General features: G+C 62.2%; 22 protein-coding genes and 1 pseudogene. 10 read left to right on the plus strand and 13 right to left on the minus strand.

What is annotated here, in order from left to right; genetic code table 11:
* Positions 1 to 132 precede the first annotated feature (132 nt).
* From glyA to NKH02_RS27825, 6 genes and pseudogenes are all read right to left on the minus strand, one after another.
* On the minus strand, positions 133 to 1,446 hold the full coding sequence (gene glyA / locus NKH02_RS27800) for a serine hydroxymethyltransferase (RefSeq protein WP_352882908.1): 1,314 nt from the start codon (positions 1,444 to 1,446) through the stop codon (positions 133 to 135).
* Between the two features lie 178 nt (positions 1,447 to 1,624).
* Positions 1,625 to 1,828: pseudogene (locus NKH02_RS27805) on the minus strand (Na+/H+ antiporter); the annotation flags it as partial.
* A 90-nt stretch (positions 1,829 to 1,918) separates the two neighbouring features.
* Entirely contained in the window at positions 1,919 to 3,172 is a 1,254-nt protein-coding gene (locus tag NKH02_RS27810; RefSeq protein WP_352872860.1) for a L,D-transpeptidase family protein, read from the minus strand.
* Between the two features lie 355 nt (positions 3,173 to 3,527).
* Complete coding sequence (gene ldtR, locus NKH02_RS27815; RefSeq protein ID WP_008875359.1) at positions 3,528 to 4,043, minus strand: transcriptional regulator LdtR; 516 nt, start codon at positions 4,041 to 4,043, stop codon at positions 3,528 to 3,530.
* 238 nt (positions 4,044 to 4,281) lie between these two features.
* A complete protein-coding gene (locus NKH02_RS27820; protein ID WP_352882909.1) occupies positions 4,282 to 4,704 on the minus strand; it encodes a DUF6163 family protein in 423 nt (140 codons plus the stop codon).
* Positions 4,701 to 5,744, minus strand: a complete 1,044-nt coding sequence (locus NKH02_RS27825) for an enoyl-CoA hydratase/isomerase family protein (protein WP_352882910.1) — start codon at positions 5,742 to 5,744, stop codon at positions 4,701 to 4,703. Before NKH02_RS27825 ends, NKH02_RS27820 begins: the two co-directional genes overlap by 4 nt.
* 344 nt (positions 5,745 to 6,088) lie before the next feature.
* On the opposite strand from NKH02_RS27825, the gene NKH02_RS27830 reads away from it, so the two are divergent.
* From NKH02_RS27830 to NKH02_RS27845, 4 genes are all read left to right on the plus strand, one after another.
* A complete protein-coding gene (locus tag NKH02_RS27830) occupies positions 6,089 to 6,919 on the plus strand; it encodes a DUF2066 domain-containing protein (RefSeq protein WP_352882911.1) in 831 nt (276 codons plus the stop codon).
* Positions 6,920 to 7,005: 86 nt separating this feature from the next.
* Positions 7,006 to 8,037 carry a porphobilinogen synthase gene (gene hemB / locus NKH02_RS27835; RefSeq protein WP_352872856.1) on the plus strand — a complete coding sequence of 344 codons (1,032 nt, stop codon included), beginning with the start codon at positions 7,006 to 7,008 and terminating at the stop codon, positions 8,035 to 8,037.
* A 47-nt stretch (positions 8,038 to 8,084) separates the two neighbouring features.
* On the plus strand, positions 8,085 to 8,381 hold the full coding sequence (locus tag NKH02_RS27840; RefSeq protein WP_352882912.1) for a nucleotidyltransferase family protein: 297 nt from the start codon (positions 8,085 to 8,087) through the stop codon (positions 8,379 to 8,381).
* 215 nt (positions 8,382 to 8,596) lie between these two features.
* Complete coding sequence (locus NKH02_RS27845) at positions 8,597 to 9,241, plus strand: dihydrofolate reductase family protein (RefSeq protein ID WP_352882913.1); 645 nt, start codon at positions 8,597 to 8,599, stop codon at positions 9,239 to 9,241.
* 278 nt (positions 9,242 to 9,519) lie between these two features.
* On the opposite strand, the gene ppk2 is transcribed toward NKH02_RS27845, so the two are convergent.
* A complete protein-coding gene (gene ppk2, locus NKH02_RS27850; protein ID WP_352882914.1) occupies positions 9,520 to 10,440 on the minus strand; it encodes a polyphosphate kinase 2 in 921 nt (306 codons plus the stop codon).
* Positions 10,441 to 10,721: 281 nt separating this feature from the next.
* Between ppk2 and NKH02_RS27855 the strand changes: the two genes are divergently transcribed.
* Positions 10,722 to 11,765, plus strand: coding sequence for an aldo/keto reductase (locus NKH02_RS27855; protein WP_352882915.1), 1,044 nt, complete (start codon positions 10,722 to 10,724; stop codon positions 11,763 to 11,765).
* Positions 11,766 to 11,886: 121 nt separating this feature from the next.
* On the opposite strand, the gene NKH02_RS27860 is transcribed toward NKH02_RS27855, so the two are convergent.
* Positions 11,887 to 12,858, minus strand: coding sequence for a glycosyl transferase family 90 (locus NKH02_RS27860; protein ID WP_352882917.1), 972 nt, complete (start codon positions 12,856 to 12,858; stop codon positions 11,887 to 11,889).
* Between the two features lie 319 nt (positions 12,859 to 13,177).
* Here NKH02_RS27860 and NKH02_RS27865 point away from each other — a divergent pair, with 319 nt between their 5' ends.
* Positions 13,178 to 13,330 carry a hypothetical protein gene (locus NKH02_RS27865; RefSeq protein ID WP_352872849.1) on the plus strand — a complete coding sequence of 51 codons (153 nt, stop codon included), beginning with the start codon at positions 13,178 to 13,180 and terminating at the stop codon, positions 13,328 to 13,330.
* Positions 13,331 to 13,396: 66 nt separating this feature from the next.
* On the opposite strand, the gene NKH02_RS27870 is transcribed toward NKH02_RS27865, so the two are convergent.
* A complete protein-coding gene (locus NKH02_RS27870; RefSeq protein ID WP_244506945.1) occupies positions 13,397 to 13,630 on the minus strand; it encodes a DUF982 domain-containing protein in 234 nt (77 codons plus the stop codon).
* A 123-nt stretch (positions 13,631 to 13,753) separates the two neighbouring features.
* Positions 13,754 to 14,419 (minus strand): GntR family transcriptional regulator, encoded by a 666-nt coding sequence (locus NKH02_RS27875; protein WP_352882919.1) that lies wholly within the window; start codon positions 14,417 to 14,419, stop codon positions 13,754 to 13,756.
* Between the two features lie 192 nt (positions 14,420 to 14,611).
* On the opposite strand from NKH02_RS27875, the gene NKH02_RS27880 reads away from it, so the two are divergent.
* Entirely contained in the window at positions 14,612 to 15,868 is a 1,257-nt protein-coding gene (locus NKH02_RS27880) for a multidrug efflux MFS transporter (protein WP_352882920.1), read from the plus strand.
* A 40-nt stretch (positions 15,869 to 15,908) separates the two neighbouring features.
* On the plus strand, positions 15,909 to 16,277 hold the full coding sequence (locus NKH02_RS27885) for a DUF423 domain-containing protein (RefSeq protein ID WP_352882921.1): 369 nt from the start codon (positions 15,909 to 15,911) through the stop codon (positions 16,275 to 16,277).
* A gap of 62 nt (positions 16,278 to 16,339) precedes the next feature.
* On the opposite strand, the gene NKH02_RS27890 is transcribed toward NKH02_RS27885, so the two are convergent.
* Positions 16,340 to 16,744, minus strand: a complete 405-nt coding sequence (locus tag NKH02_RS27890) for a hypothetical protein (protein WP_352882922.1) — start codon at positions 16,742 to 16,744, stop codon at positions 16,340 to 16,342.
* Between the two features lie 105 nt (positions 16,745 to 16,849).
* Between NKH02_RS27890 and NKH02_RS27895 the strand changes: the two genes are divergently transcribed.
* Positions 16,850 to 17,929, plus strand: a complete 1,080-nt coding sequence (locus NKH02_RS27895) for a LacI family DNA-binding transcriptional regulator (protein WP_352882923.1) — start codon at positions 16,850 to 16,852, stop codon at positions 17,927 to 17,929.
* A gap of 14 nt (positions 17,930 to 17,943) precedes the next feature.
* Here NKH02_RS27895 and NKH02_RS27900 read toward each other — a convergent pair whose 3' ends face one another.
* Positions 17,944 to 19,155, minus strand: coding sequence for an OpgC family protein (locus NKH02_RS27900; RefSeq protein WP_352882924.1), 1,212 nt, complete (start codon positions 19,153 to 19,155; stop codon positions 17,944 to 17,946).
* 232 nt (positions 19,156 to 19,387) lie between these two features.
* Between NKH02_RS27900 and NKH02_RS27905 the strand changes: the two genes are divergently transcribed.
* On the plus strand, positions 19,388 to 20,056 hold the full coding sequence (locus NKH02_RS27905) for an alpha/beta hydrolase (protein WP_352882925.1): 669 nt from the start codon (positions 19,388 to 19,390) through the stop codon (positions 20,054 to 20,056).
* A gap of 176 nt (positions 20,057 to 20,232) precedes the next feature.
* On the opposite strand, the gene sthA is transcribed toward NKH02_RS27905, so the two are convergent.
* Positions 20,233 to 21,621 carry a Si-specific NAD(P)(+) transhydrogenase gene (sthA, locus tag NKH02_RS27910; RefSeq protein WP_352882926.1) on the minus strand — a complete coding sequence of 463 codons (1,389 nt, stop codon included), beginning with the start codon at positions 21,619 to 21,621 and terminating at the stop codon, positions 20,233 to 20,235.
* Positions 21,622 to 21,759: the final 138 nt, after the last annotated feature.

Consider the following 21,759-nt stretch of genomic DNA (forward strand, 5'->3'; position numbering starts at 1 on the left):
GGCGTCCACACCCCCACCGAGGCCATGGTCGGCGACACTAAAAATTCTTATCATCACGGCTCGTGGCGCAGCCACGGGCGTTGCCGCCAGGGGGGTTGGGGGGGCGGCAAGACGATGAGACCTCCTATCGCGTCAACCGAGATAGGGATAGAGCGGGAAACGGTCGGTCAGCGCCACGACCTTGGCCTTGACCGCCGCTTCGACAGCGGCATTTCCCTCGTCGGAATTGGCGACCTTGAGACCATCCAGCACTTCGGCGATCAGCTTGCCGATCTCGCGGAACTCTGCCTGGCCGAAGCCGCGCGTGGTGCCGGCCGGGGTGCCGAGACGCACGCCCGAGGTGACGAAAGGCTTTTCCGGGTCGAACGGAATGCCGTTCTTGTTGCAGGTGATGTTGGCGCGGCCGAGTGCCGCCTCGGCGCGCTTGCCGGTGGCGTTCTTGGGCCGGAGGTCAACCAGCATCAGATGGTTGTCGGTGCCGCCGGAGACGATGTCGAGACCGGTTTCCTTGAGACTGGATGCAAGCGCCTTGGCGTTGGCGGCGACGCTTTCGGCATAAACCTTGAAGCTCGGCTTCAGCGCTTCGCCGAAGGCCACCGCCTTGGCGGCGATGACATGCATCAGCGGCCCGCCCTGCAGGCCGGGGAACACCGCCGAATTCATCTTCTTGGCGATGTCCTCGTCATTGCACAGGATCATCCCGCCGCGCGGGCCGCGCAGCGACTTGTGCGTCGTGGTCGTCACGACATGCGCGTGCGGCAGCGGCGACGGATGCACGCCGCCGGCGACTAGGCCAGCGATATGCGCCATGTCGACCATCAGATAGGCGCCGACCGCATCGGCGATCTCGCGAAAACGCTTCCAGTCCCAGACGCGCGAATAGGCGGTGCCGCCGGCCAGGATCAGCTTCGGCTTGGTCTCATGCGCGGTCTTCTCGATGGCGTCCATGTCGAGCAGATGGTCGTCCTTGCGCACGCCGTAGGATACGACCTTGAACCATTTGCCGCTCATGTTGACCGGCGAGCCGTGGGTCAGGTGACCGCCGGAATTGAGGTCGAGGCCCATGAAGGTGTCGCCGGGCTGCAAGAGCGCCAGGAACACTGCCTGGTTCATCTGGCTGCCGGAATTCGGCTGGACGTTGGCGAAGTTGCAGCCGAACAGCTTCTTGGCGCGCTCGATCGCCAGTTCCTCGGCCACGTCGACAAACTGGCAGCCGCCATAATAGCGCTTTCCCGGATAGCCCTCGGCATATTTGTTGGTCATGATCGAGCCCTGCGCTTCCAGTACGGCGCGCGAGACGATGTTTTCCGAGGCGATCAGCTCGATCTCGTGGCGCTGGCGGCCGAGTTCGTTGCGGATGGCGCCGAAAATCTCCGGATCGGCATCTTCCAGCGTGGTTTCGAAGAAAGATTCGAACTTGTTCGACACTGCCGCTGCTGTTGCCATGGGCTGAAATCCTCGGGGTTCGGGGGCAATTTTTGATTTATGCAAGTCGTTGTCCCAAAACCGCTGCACACTTTTGGGCGACTTGCATTTGCCGGGCCATTAACACAGTTGTTTTCGCCCCGCCACGTTTGCGGCGCGAAATTTGCTGGTCGGATTGCGCCAGCGAGGCAACAGGGGGCTATTTCCTCGCCTTGCGACCTTTCAGCAAGGCCTCGGTGAGCGTGATCTCGGTAAACAGCGCCCGCGACGTATGGTCGTTGATCTCGCCGACGCGAAACATGTCACGCACGGCTGCGCGCTCGGCCTCGATGCCGGCGAGCCGCAATTCCAGCTCCAGCCTTCAGGATTCGCGGGCCTCAGCGCGAGCCTCATCCGCTTCATCCCGCGAAAAGCGCAGCGGGACCCGAGCAACGAAAAGGCCGCCCTGAACGGCTGCCCTGAACGGCGGCCTTTTTTTAAAAAAATCAGCTGCTTAAAGCGACGACGTGATCTGCAGCTCGTTGGCGCCGTCGAGCGCGTAGACGTCGTCACGGAACTGCACGACGCCCGGACCAGTCGACCAGGCCGAAAGATAGAGGAAGTGGACCGGCACCGGGTTGGTGACCTGGACCGGCGTGTTTTCGCCGGTCTTGATCGCCGCCTCGAAATGCTGGCGGTCCCAGCCGGGCGTGTCGCGCAGGATCCAGGTGACGAGGTCGCGCACATTCTGCACGCGAACGCAGCCCGAGGAATCGAAACGCATCATCTTGCCGAATAGGCTCTGCTGCGGGGTGTCGTGCATATAGACGCCGTCGGGGCTCGGGAAGTTGATCTTGACCGAAGCCATCGCGTTGCCCGCACCCGGGTCCTGGCGGAAGCGATATTTGGCGGCATCGTCGGTCGACCAGTCGACATTGAGAGGATCGACCTCGCTGCCGTCCGGCGCGAACAGGCGGATGTGGCTGTCCTTCAGGTAATCGGGATTCTTCCGCATCAGCGGAATGATGTCCTTGCGCACGATCGAGACCGGCGCGTTCCAGTACGGGTTGACGATGATCTCGTTGATCTTGGAATTGACGATCGGCGTCTGGCGATCGATCTTGCCGACGATGGCGGTGTGGCGAAGCACGACGCGGTCGTTCTCGACGGCTTCGATCTGTGCCGCCGGAATGTCGACCAGCACGTAGCGGTTGCCCAACGTGCCGGCCTTTTCGCGCAGCCGCTGCAGATTGGTCTGCAACTGGCCAAGCCGGATCTGCGCCGAAACGTTCATCGCCGCGTACGTGTATTTGCCGAGCGCACCGTCGGCAGGCAGGCCGTGACGCAACTGGAAACGCTTGACCGCCGAGTCGACATAGGAATCGAAGGCCGTCGAAATGCCGGCGCCTTGTGCCAGGTCGCCGGAAACCATCAACCGCTTGCGCAACGGCACCACATCGGGATCATCGACGCCAAGCTGCAGTTTCTTGGTCGCGGGAACCTCTACCCAGCCGCCCTGCCCGACGATGTTCTGATATTGCGCGACCGCCTGCTCCGTGAAGGCGACGGTCTGCAGGCTGAAGATCGGCAGCGTCGAGGCCACCTTGCCGCCCTCGCTGGCGCGGGCGTCGAACTGATCGTCCCAATTGCCGCGCGCCGAGGACTTCAGGATATCACCGATCACATCCTGCGCATTGGCGCCGCCGGCAACCATCGCGGCTGCGAGCGCGGAGGCTCCGGAGAGGAAAAAACGACGGCTGGTTCTCATAGACATTCCAGACATTTGTAGCAGTTCGATCACTTGCTGCGTTGATCACCGGGCGATCTCGCCCGCACTCTAAAATTGGCAATCTTAACAATTAGCCAACCATGGTCCGTATCCCCTTGGCGTGACAACGCACGGGCGCGATACGGATTGCGGGTGAACGCATGGTCTTCACCACAGCATCACTGCCACTCTCGGTTCCATTGGAATATGGCGGCAACGTGGCCTTGCTCCCAAATCCGACCGGCCGGCATTCCGAAAAGAAACGGACCGATGCTTTTCGGCACCGGCCCTGACTGAAGGTCGATATTTCGGCCGCGCTTCTGTGGCGCGGGCCGTATCCGACGCGCCGGATGTCCTACATCCGGTAGGCGATGGTGTCGTTCCAGAAGCGGTCGAGCCGCTGCAGGGCACGATTCATCTGCTTGAACTCGTCGGTGTTGATGCCGCCGACCTGCTCGATCGAGCCGACATGGCGCTCGTAGAGACCGGCGACGACCTCCGCCACCTCGTTGCCCTTCGGCGTCAGCGAGACGCGGACCGAACGGCGGTCGATGCGCGAGCGCTGGTGGTTGATGAAGCCGAGATCGACCAGCTTCTTCAGATTGTAGGAGACGTTGGAGCCGAGATAGTAGCCGCGCGAGCGCAGCTCGCCGGCGGTCAGCTCGGAATTGCCGATGTTGAACAGCAGCAGCGCCTGGATGGCATTGATGTCGGAACGGCCGTTGCGGTCGAATTCGTCCTTGATCACATCAAGCAGGCGGCGGTGCAGCCGCTCAACAAGCTGCAGCGATTCCATGTACAGGGAACGGATAGCCTCGCGGCGATCGTCGGATACGTTGGCGGTCTTCGCCGCCGGACGCGAATTGATCATTGTCTTTGCCTCTCGTTTGTCGCCCTGGTGATTTTTTGTTTTTCACCTTGATCGCGACACTATCGAATACTCATAAAATTCGACTTAAACGCTAGGGCTAACAAGAGCTTACCGGTAATAGGTTTCGAAAGAGCCTTAACGAACGGTCACCCGAGCAAGGACAATTAACCTAAAGATTTCGGCAATGATTTCGCGGCTGAATTCATGCAGCCGCCGGGTCGCCAATGTGCTCAAGGGCTTAGTGGCGGACAGGGCGCTTCTGCAGGTAGATGACGACGCGGAAGACAATGTAGAGCACCGCCACCGCTGCATGCGAGACGACAATCAGCAGGCGATGCCCGAAAAGCTCGGGAAAGCCGGCATACATGACCGTCTCGGTCACCGCGCAAATGAACCAGATCACCGGCCCCCATGACGCCAGCATCCACAGGCCGGCAGCCGCGAAGGGAAAAAACACGGCGAGCACCACCGCGGCCACCTGCCAGTGCACGGGCATCAGGTCGAAACGCCACAGCGAGCCCGGATAGAAGCCGATCAGCTTGATCCAGTAGAGAATGCCGAACAGCAGGCAGTAACCGGCGATGACCCGCTGGAACCAGGCGAAAATCACCTCCACCCCGGAGGGCTGCAGCACGACGCGTCTCGAGGTCACCTCGCTCATATCAAGAGCTCCCGTTCGCCCAGCGGAGCGAAATAGGCGTCGACATCCGCCTCGCTGACCGCATCGAGGCTCGCCGGACGCCATTGCGGTTTTGAGCCCTTGTCGATCATGGCGGCGCGGATGCCTTCGTAGAAATCATGGCCGAGAAGCATGCGGTTGAGGATGCGAAACTCCATCTTCATGCAAGCGTCCATGGACAGTGTCAGCCCGGCACTGATCTGGCGCCAGGCGACGTGCAGGCTGGTCGGCGAGCGGGTGCGGATCGTGGCCAGCGTCTTTGCGGCGAACTCGTCGGCGTCCGCGGCGCGCTCCAGGCTGTCGATGACGCGTTTGAGGGATGGTTGTGAAAAATGGCGAACGATCGCCTCCAGCGTCGGCCTGTCGGTCTCTCGCCTTGCCTGAACGAAGAAGCCGCGCAGTACCGATTCCGGGTCGCCGGTCAGCGTCAGCCGGTCGAGGAAGCCGCCCTGGTCCTCGGCCTTGATGGCGTGGGTGGCCAGCCCCGACCACAGCGCATCGCCATAGCGGATGCGATTGCCGGTCAGCGCCAGATACATGCCGAAGGAGCCGCCGAGATCGGATAGCAGGTGGCTGGCGCCGACATCGGGGAAAAAGCCGATGCCGACCTCCGGCATGGCGAACTGGGCATTCTCGGTCATCACCCGGTGAGAGCCGTGGAAGGAAATGCCAACGCCACCGCCCATGACGATGCCGTCGATCAGGGCGACATAGGGTTTGTTGAAGCTGTTTATGCGGGCGTTGAGCCGGTATTCGTCGGCGAAGAACTCGACCGGCGGTTTTCCCGCCCGGCCGGCCTCATAGACGTGCAGGATGTCGCCGCCGGCCGAAAAGGCCCTGCCCTCGGCCTTGACGACGACGACATCGACGCCCTGGTCGGTCTCCCAGGCGGAAAGGGCAACGTCGAGCGCCCTGATCATGCGGTGCGTCAAGGCATTGAGCGCCAGCGGCCGCGTCAAGGTGACGACGCCGGCCCGGCCCAGATGTTCGAAGCGGATCTCGTCGCCTCCGCCAAAATCCATCGTGAAAGAATCCCTCCCCCGCGCCGCCGGGATTGAAGTGCTAAAGGGTGGCGCATGGGTGCGTCAATGCCAAGCCCTGCCGGGCGTGTATCAGTTTGGGCTCGGAAGTGGAAAGACGCCATCCTTTGCGTCCCGGCCAAATGGTGCGGGAGAAAGGCGCTTGCCGCGCTGTCACGCCAAGGCCTTCCAGCGGCGGGCATGGTCAGGAACACCGGCGGGCGAGGCCTGCCCACAGACAGCCGCTTCCTAGATCGCAGGCTTGAACTGAGCTTCGCACGATCTTGGCCGCCAGCGGCACTCGGTGTTAGAGATTGGCCGCCAAGCCTCGAACCGGATGGTGAGCCATGCCGCACTTTTTGCGCCTTGCCTTTGTTCTGGGTGGCTTCCTGGCCATCTGCTCCGCCAATGGCCTGGCCAGGGCGGCCGATGTCGAGGATCTCTACAGATCCCAGACCATCGTCACCGGCCAGGGCGAGCCAAACCGCCAGGCAGGTTTCAAGATCTGCCTCGACGCGGTCCTGGTCCGGGTTTCCGGCGACCAGCGTCTGCTGGCAAAACCTGAGCTGACAGCGCTGCGCGACAAGGCCGGCAGCTTCGTCACCGGCTTCCGTTACCGCGACCGCATGGAAGGCATTCCAGTGCATGACGAACAGGGCACCCATGACAGGCCTCACGATCTCTTTTGCCAGTACACGCCGGCGACGATCGACCCGGTTCTGGCTTCGCTCGGCAGCAAGCCCTGGCTGGCCGAACGGCCGACGCTCTCGGTCATCCTGGCTGTGGACGACTCGCGCCGACATTTCGTCCTTGCCAATGATGGGGACGAAAATCCGTACATGATAGAGTCTTTTCAATCGGCCGCTGACCCCATGGCGATGTCGATTGTCGTTCCGAACAAGGCCACGCTCGCCAAGGCCGGACTCACTTTCGAAGAGGTGGGGCCTATCTCACCCGAACTGCTAGGCAGTGTTGCAAGAAGTACTGGCAGCCGCCAGGTCTTGGGCGGCAGCCTCATGTGGAGCGACAAGGAGTTGGGCTGGATCGCCGACTGGCGGCTGGCGATGGCCGGCAAGACATATCAGTGGCAAGTGCGCGGCGTCAGTTTCGACGAGGCGTTCCGCGTTGCTGTCAAAGGCGCGGCGCAGATCCTGTCGGGCAACGGCCAACCGGAATAGAATTGGAACGGACTGCTGGCACAAACGTATCGCATTGGTCAGCGGCAAGGGCTCGTGATAAAAGCCGCCGATCTGGAGTTTTGGCGATGAACAAATTCACCCCCGCAAAGCCAGCCGGCGCTCGCAGCGTCGACGACATCACCGGCAGCCGCCGCCTGCGCCGCATGCGCAAGGCAGACTGGTCGCGCCGTCTGGTGCAGGAGAACCGGCTCTCGGTCGACGATTTGATCTGGCCGATCTTCGTCGTCGACGGCAAAAACGTGCGCGAGCCGATCGCCGCCATGCCGGGTGTCTTCCGCCTGTCCATCGATCTCGCCGTCAAGGAGGCCGAACGCGCGGCAAAGCTCGGCATTCCCGCACTCGCCACCTTCCCGAATGTCGACATTTCGCTGCGCGACCAGACCGGCTCGCACATTCTCGACCCCGACAACGTCATCAACCGCGCCACCCGCGCGATCAAGGACGCGGTGCCGGAAATCGGCATCATCACCGACGCCGCGCTCGACCCGTTCACCAGCCATGGTCATGACGGCATCCTGCGCGACGGCATCATCGTCAACGACGAGACGGTGGAACAGGTGACCGCCGCGGCTGTCATCCAGGCGGCGGCCGGCGCCGACATCATCGCGCCATCCGACATGATGGACGGCCGTATCGGCGCCATCCGCGACGCGCTCGACGCCAACGGTTTCCAGGACGTGGCGATCATGTCCTATGCGACCAAATTCGCCTCGGCCTTTTACGGCCCCTATCGCGAAGCGGTGGGCACCGCCGGCCTGCTCAAGGGCGACAAAAAGACGTATTACATCGACCATGCCAATTCCGACGAGGCGGTGCGCGAAGCCGAACAGGATATCACTGAGGGCGCCGACATGCTGATGGTCAAGCCGGGCCTGCCCTATCTCGACATCATCCGGCGGCTGAAGGACGAGTTCCAGATGCCGACCTTCGCCTACCAGGTGTCGGGCGAATATTCGATGATCAAGGCCGCCGCCGCCAATGGCTGGATCGACGGCGAGAAGGCGATGCTGGAATCGCTGCTCGCCTTCAAGCGCGCCGGTTGCGACGGCATTTTGACCTATTTCGCCCCCGAAGTGGCGATGATGCTGAAGGGATAGGCCACCAGGTCGTTTGGAATTTTAGCGCAATCCGCTAGAATGAATTCATGAGCAGGAATGAGGTCATAGAGCGATTGCAGAGAAATGCAGATGCCATCAAAGGCATGGGCGCGACTTCGCTTTATCTCTTCGGATCGACTTTGCCGGGCGACGCAGGGGCCGACAGCGATCTCGACCTCTTCATCGATTATGATCCTGGAAGGCGCTTTTCGCTGATCGATCTGGTCGGCATCAAGCAATTTCTTGAAGAGAAGATGTCAGCGGAGATCGATATCATCACCCGCGACAGCCTCAATCCCATGTTGAAGGCCGATATCGAACGATCTGTTATGCGCATATTCTGATGGCAGTGCGCCGGATCGAACCGATTCGCCGGATCTTTCTTCTCCGCACATGTAACTAGCGCGGCAGCAACGGCGGGTTCTCGCCGGCGAGGCTGCTGGCTTGTCTTCAGAGCCGACAGTCCGATCGTCGCTCTAAAAATACCGCTTGCAATTCGCAATCAGTCTGCTACGAAACAACTGCTTGCAAAATACAACTGGTTATCGAGGAGGCTCGCATGTCCAAACTACGTGTCAACGCTTTCAGCCTGTCGCTTGACGGCTACGGCGCGGGTCCTGATCAGGACCTGCAAAATCCGCTCGGTGTCGGCGGGGAATCCCTGCACAAATGGGCCTTTAGCACCCGCACCTTCCGCAAGATGTTTGGCGAGGAAGGCGGCGCGGACGGCACTGACGAGGACTTCGCGGCGCGCAGCTTCGAGAATGTCGGCGCCTGGATCCTCGGCCGCAACATGTTCGGGCCGATCCGCGGCGAATGGCCTGACGATAGCTGGAAAGGCTGGTGGGGCGACAACCCGCCCTATCACGTGCCGGTTTTCGTGCTGACCCACCACAAGCGCGAACCGATCGTCATGGAGGGCGGCACGACCTTTTATTTCATCACCGACGGCATCCATTCGGCGCTTGAACAGGCAAAAGCAGCGGCGGACGGCAAGGACGTGCGGGTGGGCGGCGGCGTCGCCACCATCCAGCAATATCTCCAGGAGAGGCTGATCGACGAGATGCATCTGGCGATCGCGCCGGTGCTGCTCGGCGCGGGCGAGAACCTTTTTGCCGGCCTCGACATGGTCAAGCTCGGCTATGTCTGCAGCGAGCAGGTTGCGACGCCGCTCGCCACGCACGTCGTCATCAAGCGTGCTTGAGCCTCGTGGTTATCAAACGGGCTTAGGTGGCGAAAGCTTCGGTGCAGGCCCCTTTCTCCCCGTCACTATACGGGGAGAAATGCCCGGCAGGGCAATGAATGGGCGGCGCAACCGGTCGAATATTGTGTTGCCGAGAATGCCACCGATGGCAATATGGGGGCAGAATAAGTTTCGCCCATGCAGCGATTTCACCGAGTTCAACTGTCTAAGTCAGCGCCGCCCCTGATCCGCCTGCCGGCACCTTCTCCCCGTATAGTGACGGGGAGAAGGGAGAATCTTCAGTACTTCTCCGGCACGTAGAGCTCGCGCGGCAGGGTCTGGCGCTCGTATTCGGGGTTGAAGACGCGCTCCGGCAGCGTGATCTCCTCGTGCGGCACCTCTTCATACGGCATCTGCTTGAGCAGGTGATCGATGCAGTTCAGTCGCGCCCGCTTCTTGTCGTTGCCTTCGACGATGAACCAAGGGGCTTCCGGGATGTTGGTGCGGATGAAGGTCTCTTCCTTGGCCTTGGTGTACTGTTCCCAGCGGACGCGCGACTGCAGGTCCATCGGCGACAGTTTCCACTGCTTCATCGGATCGTGGATGCGCATCAGGAAGCGCATCTGCTGTTCCTCGTCGGTGATCGAGAACCAGTATTTGACCACGGTGATGCCCGAGCGGACCAGCATGCGCTCGAACTCCGGCACGTCGCGGAAGAATTCTTCCACCTGATCGGGCTGGGCAAAGCCCATCACCCGTTCGACGCCCGAGCGATTGTACCAGGAGCGGTCGAACAGCACGATTTCGCCGCCGGCCGGCAAATGCGGGACATAGCGCTGGAAATACCATTGCGACTTCTCGCGTTCGGTCGGCGCCGGCAGTGCCACGACACGGCAGATGCGCGGATTGAGCCGCTGGGTGATGCGCTTGATGACGCCGCCCTTGCCGGCCGAATCGCGCCCCTCGAAGATCACCACCAGCTTCTTCTTGTGGTAGGCGACCCAGGACTGCAGCTTGATCAGTTCGGACTGCAAGGTGATCAGGTCGCGAAAATACTGCATGCGATCGATCGAAGGCGGATGCGCGTTCTTGTAGATCTTGGCGATCTCCATCGACAGCGCCGGCTCCGACATTTCGAGCTCATAGTCCTCGTCGAGCGTGTCGGCGAGCTCGGCCTCAAGCCAGTCCCTGGCTGGGGAATTCTGTTTTAGCTCGGTCATATCAGCTGCTCCACCTGCAAGCCCTGTCGATCCACGTCCGGCGCCCCAAACCCCTGGCTTACGTCTCGGAGCGCCAACACCTGAGCCGACTTCAATATAGGCCGGCAATGACGGTTTTATTGCAGCCTGGAACATGACGTCGCCGCTGCAAATCCCGTGAGGCATGATGGATCCGTTGTCTTGGCATGGCGACAAACCGCTCAAATTGTCCTACAAATAGCGGCCACATTCGGGGCGGCCTTCCCCAACGCCCCTTCCCCAATGCAATAGCGAGGGCTGACATGGAATACCGCACTCTCGGCCGTTCCGGCCTGAAGGTTTCGACGCTGACCATGGGCACGATGACTTTCGGCGGCGCCGGCGTGTTTTCGGCTGTCGGCAAGACCGATCTCGACGAGGCGCGCCGGATGATCGATCTCTGCATCGATGCCGGCATCAACGTCATCGACACCGCCAATGTCTATTCGAACGGCATTTCGGAAGAGATCATCGGCGAAGCGCTCGGCGGCAAGCGCAAGGGCGACGTGCTGATCGCCTCCAAGGCGCGGATGCGGATCGGCAACGGTCCGAACGATGAAGGCCTGTCGCGTCATCACCTGATCCGCGAATGCGAGAAGAGCCTGAAGCGGCTCAAGACCGACGTCATCGACATCTACTTCCTGCACGAATGGGATGGCGTGACACCGCTGGAGGAAACCATCGCCGCGCTCGACACGCTGGTTGCCCAGGGCAAGATCCGCTATGTCGGCTGTTCCAACTATTCCGGCTGGCAGGTGATGAAGGCGCTCGGCATCAGCGACAGCCATCACCAGCCACGCTTCGTCACCCAGCAGATCCACTACACGCTGGAAGCGCGCGAGGCGGAATATGAATTGCTGCCGATTTCCGTCGACCAGGGGCTAGGCGTTCTGGTCTGGAGCCCGCTTGCCGGCGGATTGCTGTCCGGCAAATACCGCCGCGACAGCCCCACCGCCCGCCAGCTCGCCGGCTGGTCCGAACCGCCGATCCGCGACGAGGACCGGCTGTGGCGGATCGTCGACGTGCTTGTCGAGATCGGCACGCAGCGCGGCGTTTCGGCGGCGCAGGTGGCATTGGCCTGGCTGCTCGGCCGACCTGCGGTCTCCTCGCTGGTGATCGGCGGCAGGACCGAAACGCAGTTCAGGGACAACATCGCGGCGGCAAGCCTGGTGCTCACCGGCGAGGAACGCGGTCGCCTCGACGCGGTCAGCCGGCCGCCTTTGCTCTATCCCTACTGGCACCAGCAGCTGACGGCAAAGGACCGCTTCGGCCCCGCCGATCTGGTTCTTGACCGCAGCGGCATCTGACGAGCGGGCGCCGAGGCACGCGACGTCCTAAAGCGCGTCGCGCTTGAGGCACCGCGCTTTAGATCTTCGTTTTCATGCATGTCGTTCTCCCAAAACCGGGACCACTTTTGGGCGACATGCATTAACCCTGGATAAATCGCCAGACCTCGGGATCAGGGTCGATCTGGCCGCTGAGGACAAAGTATTTGTAGAGGACGAGCAGGGAAATCGCCTCTTCGGCCTGCTCGTTGGAGAATTGGCGGCAATAGGCGTTGGCCGCGGCGATAATGCGTTCCGCCTCGGCCGGATGCCGCTCGAAATATGCCACGCGTTCCGCAAGGTTGGAGAAATCCGCTTCGAGCGGCACATAGTGGACACCAGCCTCAAGTTGCTTTTCCGCGAACCATGTCTCGTATGTCGGCGACGGCATCAGGCAGAGTGAATTCGAATTCAGGATCCATTTGAGGTTGGTCGCAACGTCGTTGCCTTCGAGCGAGACGATGTAGCGGTAACGCAGCTGTTGGCTGATGCTGAGAAAAGGCTTGCTGTACTCAGCCGGCGCGTACGACTTGTGTGACCCGGCGTCGCAGAACGGCAGATCGCGCACGGCGTCCAGGAACCTCGTCCGTTTCGGATTGTTGAGATCGCCGCGCCAGACCACCACCGGGCGCTTGTCGGCGAAGGCAATTGCGTCGGCCGGCATGTGGAAGTGCCGGAACTTGTTGAATTTCATGATGACCGCATCGCCGTTGTCGGCGCGGATCGGCCGATCCTTGACGAGCGTCGGCACCTTCGGCACCTCGATGACGTCGCCGAATTCGACGTCGACGAGCAACGCCGGGTCAAAATAGCGGGCGAACTCCCTGAGGTCGTAATAGTACATGGTCGGCGTGGGGGGCAAATTGTCGAGACGCACCGCCGCCGGGCTGGGCGAAAACGCGTCCTGCAGCTCGTTATAGTAATTCAGCCGCCGCCGCACCGCTTCATCCGAGAGCCTGGCCCGTTCGAGACGGCCCGCCAACCTCCAACGGAAGAGAGCCTGCGGTGCGATATCGCGCAAGACGTTTCGCGCATAGTAGAAAACCCTTGCCGTCGTTCGTTGTATGGTGGCCATAATTCACTATCAAAACAAACGGCAGATCGCGCCATCTCAGCGCCCCGGCTCCCCCTACACCATTGTGCCGCGCATCTTGCAAGCCCCGGACCATCATCGACGCCAACGGCCGGCACTATCGCTTCAGCTGTTGTGTTTGACGGCTAATGCTCCTAGGCAGGGTCAGAGCCGCTAAAAGCAATTCCAGGAAAAGTGTGAAACGGTTTTCCCGGGAAAAGCGCGTAGCGCTTTCCCTAGGGGATTGCGTCAAACAAAGAGATGGAGCGATTCTGCGTTTCCGTGAAACGACGAACCGGTCCAGCAGTGAAAAGGAGCCGATATGGCGCGACCACCAAATTACGATCAGGAACGCAAGGAACGCGACCGCCAGAAAGCGGCCAAGAAGGCCGAGAAGCAGGCGGCCAAGGTTGCGGCGAGGGAACGTTCGAAGCCCGAGGACGACACCGAAGGCGAAACCGAAACGGCAAAGTGACGGCAAAAGGCCCGCCGATGCGGGCCATGCCTCACTCCAGATCGCCGCCCAGATGGCCGGCTTCTGTCAGGCGGGCGCCTTGTCGCTGACAAAGACGTCCACTTCGCGTGCTGCCGCGATGAAGGCGCGCCTGGCGTTCATGGCCGGCTTGTCGCCGGCCAGCGCGTCATGGCAAGCCTGCAAGGCAGCGCGATGCTTGGGGCTGCGCTTGCCGGGCCAGCTGTTGAGGAGGTAGTCGGAAGCCTCACGCGCCGTCCGCAAGAGCTGAGTGCTTCCCGCCGCGACTGACTTCACAGTCACAGGTGTTTCAAATCGGTTGTTTTCCATCGCCGCTCCTTACGCCATCGGCGTCTGTGAAGCGAGGCCGAAAGTGCGCGTAGGGCGAGACGCCGCCTTTTGAGCGACCCGTGCCCTGTAGGCGCTTTAACCGGCGACGACGGCAAAGCCTCTGGCGCGAAGCCCACGGCGATCGTTGGCGAGCGACGTCACCAGCCGGTCGCGGCTGCCGACAATGTGGCCCGAAAGCAGGCGGGCGGCTTCATCGGCATCGCCGAGGCGTGCCGCCGCCAGAATGGCGCGATGTTCGGCCCAGGCGCGGTTGAGGGCCGCTTCGTCGCGAACCTCCAGCCAGCGCGCCCGCGACAGACGCGTCATCGCATCGCGGACAGCCCGGAACAGGAATTCGTTGCCCGACAGGCGCGCCAGTTCGATGTGAAAATCCATGCCGACACGATGCCATTCCTCGCGCGGCGTGTCCTTGTCGCAGGATTCGAGCATCGCCTCGATGACATCGACGGCGCTGCGGTCCGCCAAGCCGCATGTCAGGCGAACTGCCGCAACCTCGACCGCCTCCCTGTAGACGGCGATCTGCTCGAGCTCGGCCAAGTTGATGGGCGACACCGTCCAGCCACGTCCGTCCCTGCCGACAAGGCCCTCGGTCTCTAGCCGTAGAAGTGCTGCCCTGACCGGGGTTCGCGACGCGCCGAAGCGGCTTTCGATCCAGCGCTCGGTCAGCTTCTCGCCAGGACCGAGCTCGAGGCCCAGAATCATTTGTCGAAGCTGTTTTTCGACGCTCTGCATCTGCGACATTGTCGTTTCCATTTTCGGGCCGTTACGGCTTTGAACCGTTTGCGGGGCTTGCCGACTGCGTTTCCCGTTCACGTTTGACAGGGTTGCATTGACAGCGGCCAGGCTTGCGTCCATGACGGGTACCATCTTGGTATCCCAAATTGGTATCCGCAGCAACCCGCGGTTCGGCGTTGCCCGGACAGGACATATGACATGCAGGACACGCCTCCGGCGACCGACAGCACCTACAACATCCACTGGCGGCGCAATCTGTTCGTGTGTTTTGCCGGTTCGTTTTCGACGCTTGTCGCCATGACGCTGCTCCTGCCGTTCCTGCCGCTCTATATCGAGCAGCTCGGCGCCGAGGGCCACGCGGCGATCGTGCAATGGTCGGGGATCGCCTATGGAGCGACCTTCTTCGCGGCGGCACTGGTGGCGCCACTCTGGGGACGTCTCGGCGACCGCTATGGCCGCAAGGTGATGCTGGTACGCGCCAGCTTCGGCATGGCCATATGCATGTCCCTAACGGGCATGGTGCAGACGGTCTGGCAACTGGTGCTGCTTCGGCTGCTGATCGGTTTTGCCGGCGGCTATTCCTCGGGATCGACCATCCTCGTCGCCATGCAGACACCAAAGGAGCGTTCCGGCTGGGCGCTGGGCCTGCTGTCGGCCGGCATCACCGGTGGTGCACTGGTCGGCCCGCTGGTTGGCGGCGCCCTGCCTCCGCTGATCGGCATCCGCGCCACCTTCCTCTTGTCCGGCGGCGTCATCTTCCTGGCGTTCCTGGCGACCACCTTTCTGATCAAGGAAAATCCCCGGCCGAAAACAGCAGATGCGGCTGCGAAGCGGAAGCCGAAAGGCGGCTGGGCACAAATACAGGACAAGCGTCCTGTTATCGCCATGCTGGCGACTGGCATGCTGTTGAGTTTCGCCACCATGTCGATCGAGCCGATCATCACCGTTTATGTGCAGCAGCTCATCGAAGACCAGAGCCGCGTGACGCTGATCTCAGGCGTCGTCATGTCGGCGGCCGCGCTTGGCGCCATCCTGTCGGCTTCGCGTCTTGGCAAGCTCGCCGACCGCATCGGTCACTGGAACGTCGTCATCGGCGCGCTTGCCGTCTCGGCGCTGCTGCTGATCCCGCAGGCCGTCGTGACGCAGAGCTGGCAACTCATCGGCCTGCGCTTCCTGATGGGCCTGGCGCTGGGCGGGCTGTTGCCCTGCATCACCAGCGTCATCCGCCACAATGTTCCCGACGGTGTCGGCGGCAATGTGCTCGGGCTGTCGATCTCCGCCCAATATGTCGGGCAGGTCGCCGGCCCCTTGCTGGGCGGCTTTGCCGGCGGCCATTTCGGCATGCGCTCGGTGTTTCTGGGCACATCCGTCTTGATGGCGGGCGGCGCGGTGTATAACTGGCTGGCGCAGTCACGCCGCGAGCAGGACATGCTCGCCAACGTCGGCAAGCCCTGACGGGGTTGGCGTATCTCTCTGATCTCACGGAGCCCTGGACATGGCCGAGCAATCTTCCGTCAACAGCGGCCGTATCCTCGTCCTGGCCGGCGGCCTCTGCGGTGCCGCCGGCGTGGCGCTGTCAGCCGCGGCGGCGCATCTGGGCGGTGCCTTCGTCGGCACCGCCGCTTCCTTCCTGCTCATGCATGCGCCGGTCTTCCTTGCCGCCGGATTGCTTGGGCCGAACCGGATCCTGCGCACCGGCAGCTTGGTCCTGCTGATCGGGCTTCTGTTGTTCTGCGGCGATCTGCTGGCCCGCGATTTCCTCGGCTCACGGCTGTTCCCGCTGTCGGCGCCGATCGGCGGCACCTTGCTCATCGCCGGCTGGCTGGCGATCGCTGCCTCGGCGCTGGTGCGGGCGCGTTCCTGACGCCTCTCGGCGCCTGCCCGATACCCGAGCCTGCGCCCGTCAAACGTCGTTCTGTGATGCGGTTAGTCCTGCCGGCGCCCGGGTTGGATGAGCAATTCGCGATTGCGCCGCCGCAGCCTCGCCAACCGACGCCCCTCCGGCCGCTCGGAGGCCGGCGCGATGCCCCAGTAGTTGCGATAGATGTCTTCGAACAGATAGCTCACGGGATGCATGATGTGCACTCCTTTCAAAACTTGAATCGATCCAATCCGTCGCCACGAAAATGCAGCGCCGATCAGCTCCACTTGCGCTCCACGAGGAACCGCGGCTCGCGAACCCATGGGCTGGCCTTGCCACGGCGCCTCCGCGTCGCGGCGCTTGACGAGACGCTCCAGTCGTTGCGGTAGATGTCTTCGAATAGAAAATTGACGGGATGCATGATACGTCTCCCTGGGGATTGAATCGATCCAATCGAGCAGCAGAGTCATTCATTTGGATCGATTCAAACATACACCTCGCCTGGCCTGCTTATCAAGCCAAAATTTGAACCGATCCAACGAAAGTGTTAGATGGGATGGAGTCAGGAGACGAAGATGGCGCCATTGACCTCTGCAAAGACAAGACCGGTTCGGCTGGCGGACATTGCAAAAGCGGCCGGCGTGTCGCACGGCACCGCGTCCAATGTGTTTGCCCGCCCGGAGATCGTGCGCGAGGAGGTTCGCGAACGGGTCAAGGCGGCAGCCGAGGCGATGGGATATGGCGGACCCGACCCCAAGGGTCGGCTGCTGCGCGCCGGCAAGGTCAACGCCATCGGTGTCGCCACCGCGGAACCGTTGTCGTATTTCTTCGACGACCCTTTCGCCCGCGTGATGATGGCCAGCATCTCGCAGGCTTGTGACGCCACCGGCGCGGGGATCTCGCTGGTCTCGGCCGCCAACAGCGAACAGCTCGCCTGGAACATCCAGAGTGCGCTTGTCGATGGCTTCATCGTCTTCTGCGTCGAGGGCGGTTCAAAGCTGGTCGAACTGGCGCGCGACCGCAAACTCCCCTTTGTCGCACTCGATCTCGATTCAGACGACGACGAGGCGGTCGCGGCGATCGGCGTGGACAATATCGCCGGGGCAAGCCTGGCGGCGCGCCATCTGACCGAGCTCGGGCATCGCCGCTTTGCCGTGCTTGCCCTGCCATGCGCCGATTCCGGCTTTGGTCCGACCACGCAGGAGCAGATGGAGAAGGCCCTCTATTCCGGGACGCGCGACCGCCTGCGTGGCTACTTCGCGGAACTCTCGCGCGTCGACATCGACGTCTCGCGTGTGCCGATCTACGAGACGGAAAACAACGAGGAGAGTGTGTGGGCCGGCCTCGATCATATTTTCGCCGGCGCCGAGACACCGACCGCCATCCTGGCCATGTCGGACAGGATCGCACTCCATGCGCTGGACTGGCTGCGGCAGCATGACATCACGGTGCCGGGCGACGTTTCGATCGTCGGCTTCGACGGCGTCCCGGAAGGAGCGGTTTCCAAGCCGCCCCTGACCACAATCGTCCAGCCGATCGCCGAGATGGGCCGCCTTGCCGTCAAGGCGATCCTTGAAAATGACGGCTCGTTCAGCCGGCGATTGCTGCCGGTCGACCTCGTGGTGCGGGCCTCATCCGGCCCCTCACCCGCCTGACGCCTCGAGCCCCATCACCGGCCCATTCTTGCCGCCATCGACATACCGAAGGACGGATGGACGGGCGGTGCCGCGTTGCGAACCGGCCTGCTTTTGCCGGACCAGCCAAGGCCCGAAATCCATTCGAGATAGTAGGCAAGCGCGAACTGCATGGCGATGCCGGCTGATATCAGCAGGCTGTCATAGGCAAATCCGCCCGGATTGATCAGCTTCAGCACCTGCGCCGCCATTGCAAGCACCGTGCCGGCAATGAAAACCGGCAGCGATCGTTTGCCCAATATGGCAAGCGGATGATCGCGGCCGGTGCGGAAAAGGTTCGAAACGACCGGGAACGCAACGATCAGGTAGCTCACAGCCAAAATATGAAGCAGCCTCGGCAGTGACAGGAAGGTCTTGTCGAAGCCGGTCAGCACCGGGGGCAGGCCAAACCAGGAGATATGGCCCCAGAGCGGGCTGTGCACCCAGACCAGCGCCACAAAAGTGTAAGCCAAGGCAGCGCCGACCAGCCAGCGATTGACCGGAATTGTGCCACCGCGACGCACATGCAGCGTGCCTGCCAGGCCGATGTTGAAAAGGAACTGCCACGACAGCGGGTTGAGGAACCAGAAGCCGGGCTCCGGATAGTTCGCCGGAGCGATCTGGTAAATCCCCGCGACCAGCCACAGCGCGCCGGATGCGACCAGCGCCAAGACCGGCCGATAGCTGACGCAGAGCAGGAAGACCGGCGCCAGCAAGAGCAGCACCGCATAAACCGGCAGGATGTTGTTGTAGCCGAGCTGGTGGCCAAGCGTCACGATGCCGATCAGCACTTGCGGCGCATTCTTGATCAACGGCTCGATGTTGATCATCGTCAACAGCTCCGGTCGCCTGGCGAACACCGCCGCCGCGCAGAAGATCGCCATCACCACCATGGTGGTGACGATGTGGGCGGTATAGAGCACACCGGCGCGGCGCCACATCTTCAACGTCGCCAGCAGCCGGTTTCCAGGCTGGAATTTCTTGCCATAGGCAAGCGCGACCGCCATGCCGGATATCAGAACGAAGACCTCGGCCGCATCCGAAAAGCCGAAATTCTTGTAAGTCAGATACTCGAAAGCGGTACCCGGCACATGATCGACGAAAATGGTCAGCAGCGCGAGAGCGCGGAACACATCGATACGCGTGTCGCGCTCCGAGATGCGCTCAGCGCGATCCGGCACACGCGAATCGCGGTCTGGGACACGCATATGGCGGTCCGGGGAAATCTGGGTGGTCATCGGAAAAAAGGCCTCAAAGCTGGTTGTTCATACCGGCAATGCGACCCCCGGCGCACCGCATCGATTCCTCCCGGAGAATGTTATCGGCGAGGAAACGGACTGTAATGCGCCCGGTTCAATCAACTTTCGCGGAGCTTGAAAATATTGCGTTTTGAAGCCGGCAAACTGACCGAAGTCACCATGAAATCAAAAGGATGAGGCCATGACTGGAGAGACCTCACAGGATGGTGCGTTACAGCGTGATCTTGCCTTCCGCTACCGCCTTTACTGCCCGGCGGATTCTACCGGCGAATGCTTCTTCCTGCTGCATGGGTCGGGTGTCGACGAGACGACATTGGTACCGCTGGCAAGAGAGATCGCGCCGCGTGCGATGCTGATCGCGGTGCGCGGCCGCATTGTCCAGGATGATGGTTTCCGCTGGTTCGCACGCATCACGCCGACCCAATTCGAGCAGCACAGCATCCGCACCGAGACCGATGCCTTTGCGGGCTTCGTCACCGACGCGGCCACGCGCCACCATCTCGACCTTTCCCGCACGAATTTCCTTGGCTATTCGAACGGCGCCAATCTGGTTTCGAGCCTGATGCTGCTGCATCCCGGCCTAGTCGAACGCGCCGCACTGCTGCGGCCGATGCCGGTGCTCGATGACGTGCCGGCGGCGGATCTGTCAAAGGCGCGGGTGCTGATCATCGCCGGTGCCGCGGATCTCACCTACGCGCCCTTCGCGCCGGCACTCGTCACGCTCCTCAGCAAGCACGGCGCCGAGATCGATGCCCGGATTGTCCCATCGGGTCACGAATTCGGCAGCGCCGACGCGGCAATCGTCAGGCAGTGGCTGGCGAAATCGGCGGCGGTGGCGAAGGCAGGCTGATGGGCCCTCGAAAACGATTGCGGGTCTCGATCAGCGGGCGGTCGCCATCCGGGCCATCCCCGCCGATAGTGCTGCCCAAGTGTCCACGATCCTGGCTACACAAGGGGCCGGTGTGCCGCCACTCGCCGCCGGGCCGCGCCGGTGGGTACATACACCTGCCGCCGAATGGAGGTTGCTTACGCCCGTCCCATCCTGTTCCAGGCATCCAGCCCGGCGATCTTGTAGGCTTCGGCGAGCGTCGGATAGTTGAAGGTGTTGTTGACAAAAAAGTCGACCGTGCCGCCGAGATTGATCACCGCCTGGCCGATGTGAATGAGTTCGGTGGCGCCCTCGCCGACGATATGCGCTCCGAGCAGGCGGCGCGTCTCGATCGAGAACAACAGCTTCAGGAAGCCGGTGTTGACGCCCATGATGTGGCCGCGCGAGGTCTCGCGAAAACGCGCCACGCCGACCTCATAAGCCGCACCGCTCTCGCGCACTTGTTCCTCGGACTGGCCGACCGTCGAAATTTCCGGCACTGCGTAGATGCCGTATGGAAAGGTCTCCGGCGGCGGCGGCAAGGGCACGCCGAAAGCATGGCAGGCCGCCACCCTGCCCTGCTCCATCGAAGTCGAGGCTAGGCTCGGAAAGCCGATGACGTCGCCGGCGGCATAGATGTTGGGCACGCTGGTCTGGAAGGATTGCGAATCGACCTTGATACGCCCCCTGGAGTCGGCCTCGATACCGACGATATCCAGACCAAGGCTGCCGACATTGCCGGTGCGGCCGGCGGCGTAGAGCACGACCTCGGAACGGATGGTGCGGCCATCGGCCAGTTCCACCTCGGCAGCGTCCGGCTTGGAGCGGATTTCCTTCACCGCGCTGCCAAGCCGGATGGTCATGCCGCGATCGCGCATCTGGTGGATGAAATCATCGACGATCTCGCGGTCGACGAAATCGAGGATGGAGCTGCGCGGCTCGACCAAGGTCACCGGCACATCGAGCGCGGAAAAGATCGTCGCGTATTCGACGCCGATGACGCCGGCGCCGATCACCGTCAGCGTGCGCGGCAAGCGGTCAAGCTCCAGCATCTCGTCGCTGTCGAAGACGCGGGCCTTGTCGAAAGGCACTTCACTTGGCCGGTGCGGCCTTGTGCCAACCGCGATCAGTGCATTGGCAAAACCGACCTCACTGTAATCGCCTGTGTCGGTGGTCAGGCTGACCTTGTTGGGGCTGAGAAATTTTACCGCGGCGCGGGCGCTCTTGACCGTGTTGCGCATGAACTGGTGCTGCAGCACCTCGACCTCGTGGTCGAGCGTCTTGTGGAGGCGCTCGACCAGATCGCCGACCGAGATATCCTGCTTGACCCGGTAGCCGCGCCCGTAAAAGCCACGCTCGCGCCAGCCGGACAGGTTGAGCACCGTTTCACGCAGTGTTTTCGACGGAATGGTGCCGGTATGCACGGAGACACCGCCCAGGCGCCGGCCGCGGTCGACCACCAGAACCGATTTGCCGAGCTTGGCCGACTGCACCGCGGCGCGGCGGCCGGAGGGGCCGCTGCCGATGACCAGCATGTCGTAATCCATATTGCCCCGTTCCCCCGCCCCTGAGCGCTTTGTTGCGCCGCAGCAAGCTAATGCCATCCGCACCGCAAATTCAACCAATTCGGATTGCATCTGACGCCGAATGAGCTTGCGCGCCGCAAAAAGCCCGATCTTGATTCC

It is taken from the genome of Mesorhizobium sp. M1396 (genome assembly GCF_040317725.1).
Lineage (GTDB): Bacteria > Pseudomonadota > Alphaproteobacteria > Rhizobiales > Rhizobiaceae > Mesorhizobium.

Excerpts from the sequence above, each read along its gene's own strand:
- NKH02_RS27890 (WP_352882922.1), bottom strand. The coding sequence starts at position 16,744 with ATGACTCTGCTGCTCGATTGGATCGATTCAATCCCCAGGGAGACGTAT.
- NKH02_RS27905 (WP_352882925.1), top strand. The coding sequence starts at position 19,388 with ATGACTGGAGAGACCTCACAGGATGGTGCGTTACAGCGTGATCTTGCC.
- NKH02_RS27875 (WP_352882919.1), bottom strand. The coding sequence starts at position 14,419 with ATGTCGCAGATGCAGAGCGTCGAAAAACAGCTTCGACAAATGATTCTG.
- NKH02_RS27840 (WP_352882912.1), top strand. The coding sequence starts at position 8,085 with ATGAGCAGGAATGAGGTCATAGAGCGATTGCAGAGAAATGCAGATGCC.
- NKH02_RS27830 (WP_352882911.1), top strand. The coding sequence starts at position 6,089 with ATGCCGCACTTTTTGCGCCTTGCCTTTGTTCTGGGTGGCTTCCTGGCC.
- NKH02_RS27825 (WP_352882910.1), bottom strand. The coding sequence starts at position 5,744 with ATGGATTTTGGCGGAGGCGACGAGATCCGCTTCGAACATCTGGGCCGG.
- ppk2 (WP_352882914.1), bottom strand. The coding sequence starts at position 10,440 with ATGACCGAGCTAAAACAGAATTCCCCAGCCAGGGACTGGCTTGAGGCC.
- glyA (WP_352882908.1), bottom strand. The coding sequence starts at position 1,446 with ATGGCAACAGCAGCGGCAGTGTCGAACAAGTTCGAATCTTTCTTCGAA.
- NKH02_RS27865 (WP_352872849.1), top strand. The coding sequence starts at position 13,178 with ATGGCGCGACCACCAAATTACGATCAGGAACGCAAGGAACGCGACCGC.
- NKH02_RS27855 (WP_352882915.1), top strand. The coding sequence starts at position 10,722 with ATGGAATACCGCACTCTCGGCCGTTCCGGCCTGAAGGTTTCGACGCTG.
- ldtR (WP_008875359.1), bottom strand. The coding sequence starts at position 4,043 with ATGATCAATTCGCGTCCGGCGGCGAAGACCGCCAACGTATCCGACGAT.
- NKH02_RS27820 (WP_352882909.1), bottom strand. The coding sequence starts at position 4,704 with ATGAGCGAGGTGACCTCGAGACGCGTCGTGCTGCAGCCCTCCGGGGTG.
- NKH02_RS27885 (WP_352882921.1), top strand. The coding sequence starts at position 15,909 with ATGGCCGAGCAATCTTCCGTCAACAGCGGCCGTATCCTCGTCCTGGCC.
- NKH02_RS27880 (WP_352882920.1), top strand. The coding sequence starts at position 14,612 with ATGCAGGACACGCCTCCGGCGACCGACAGCACCTACAACATCCACTGG.
- hemB (WP_352872856.1), top strand. The coding sequence starts at position 7,006 with ATGAACAAATTCACCCCCGCAAAGCCAGCCGGCGCTCGCAGCGTCGAC.
- NKH02_RS27810 (WP_352872860.1), bottom strand. The coding sequence starts at position 3,172 with ATGAGAACCAGCCGTCGTTTTTTCCTCTCCGGAGCCTCCGCGCTCGCA.
- NKH02_RS27845 (WP_352882913.1), top strand. The coding sequence starts at position 8,597 with ATGTCCAAACTACGTGTCAACGCTTTCAGCCTGTCGCTTGACGGCTAC.
- NKH02_RS27860 (WP_352882917.1), bottom strand. The coding sequence starts at position 12,858 with ATGGCCACCATACAACGAACGACGGCAAGGGTTTTCTACTATGCGCGA.
- NKH02_RS27900 (WP_352882924.1), bottom strand. The coding sequence starts at position 19,155 with ATGCGTGTCCCAGACCGCGATTCGCGTGTGCCGGATCGCGCTGAGCGC.
- NKH02_RS27895 (WP_352882923.1), top strand. The coding sequence starts at position 16,850 with ATGGCGCCATTGACCTCTGCAAAGACAAGACCGGTTCGGCTGGCGGAC.
- sthA (WP_352882926.1), bottom strand. The coding sequence starts at position 21,621 with ATGGATTACGACATGCTGGTCATCGGCAGCGGCCCCTCCGGCCGCCGC.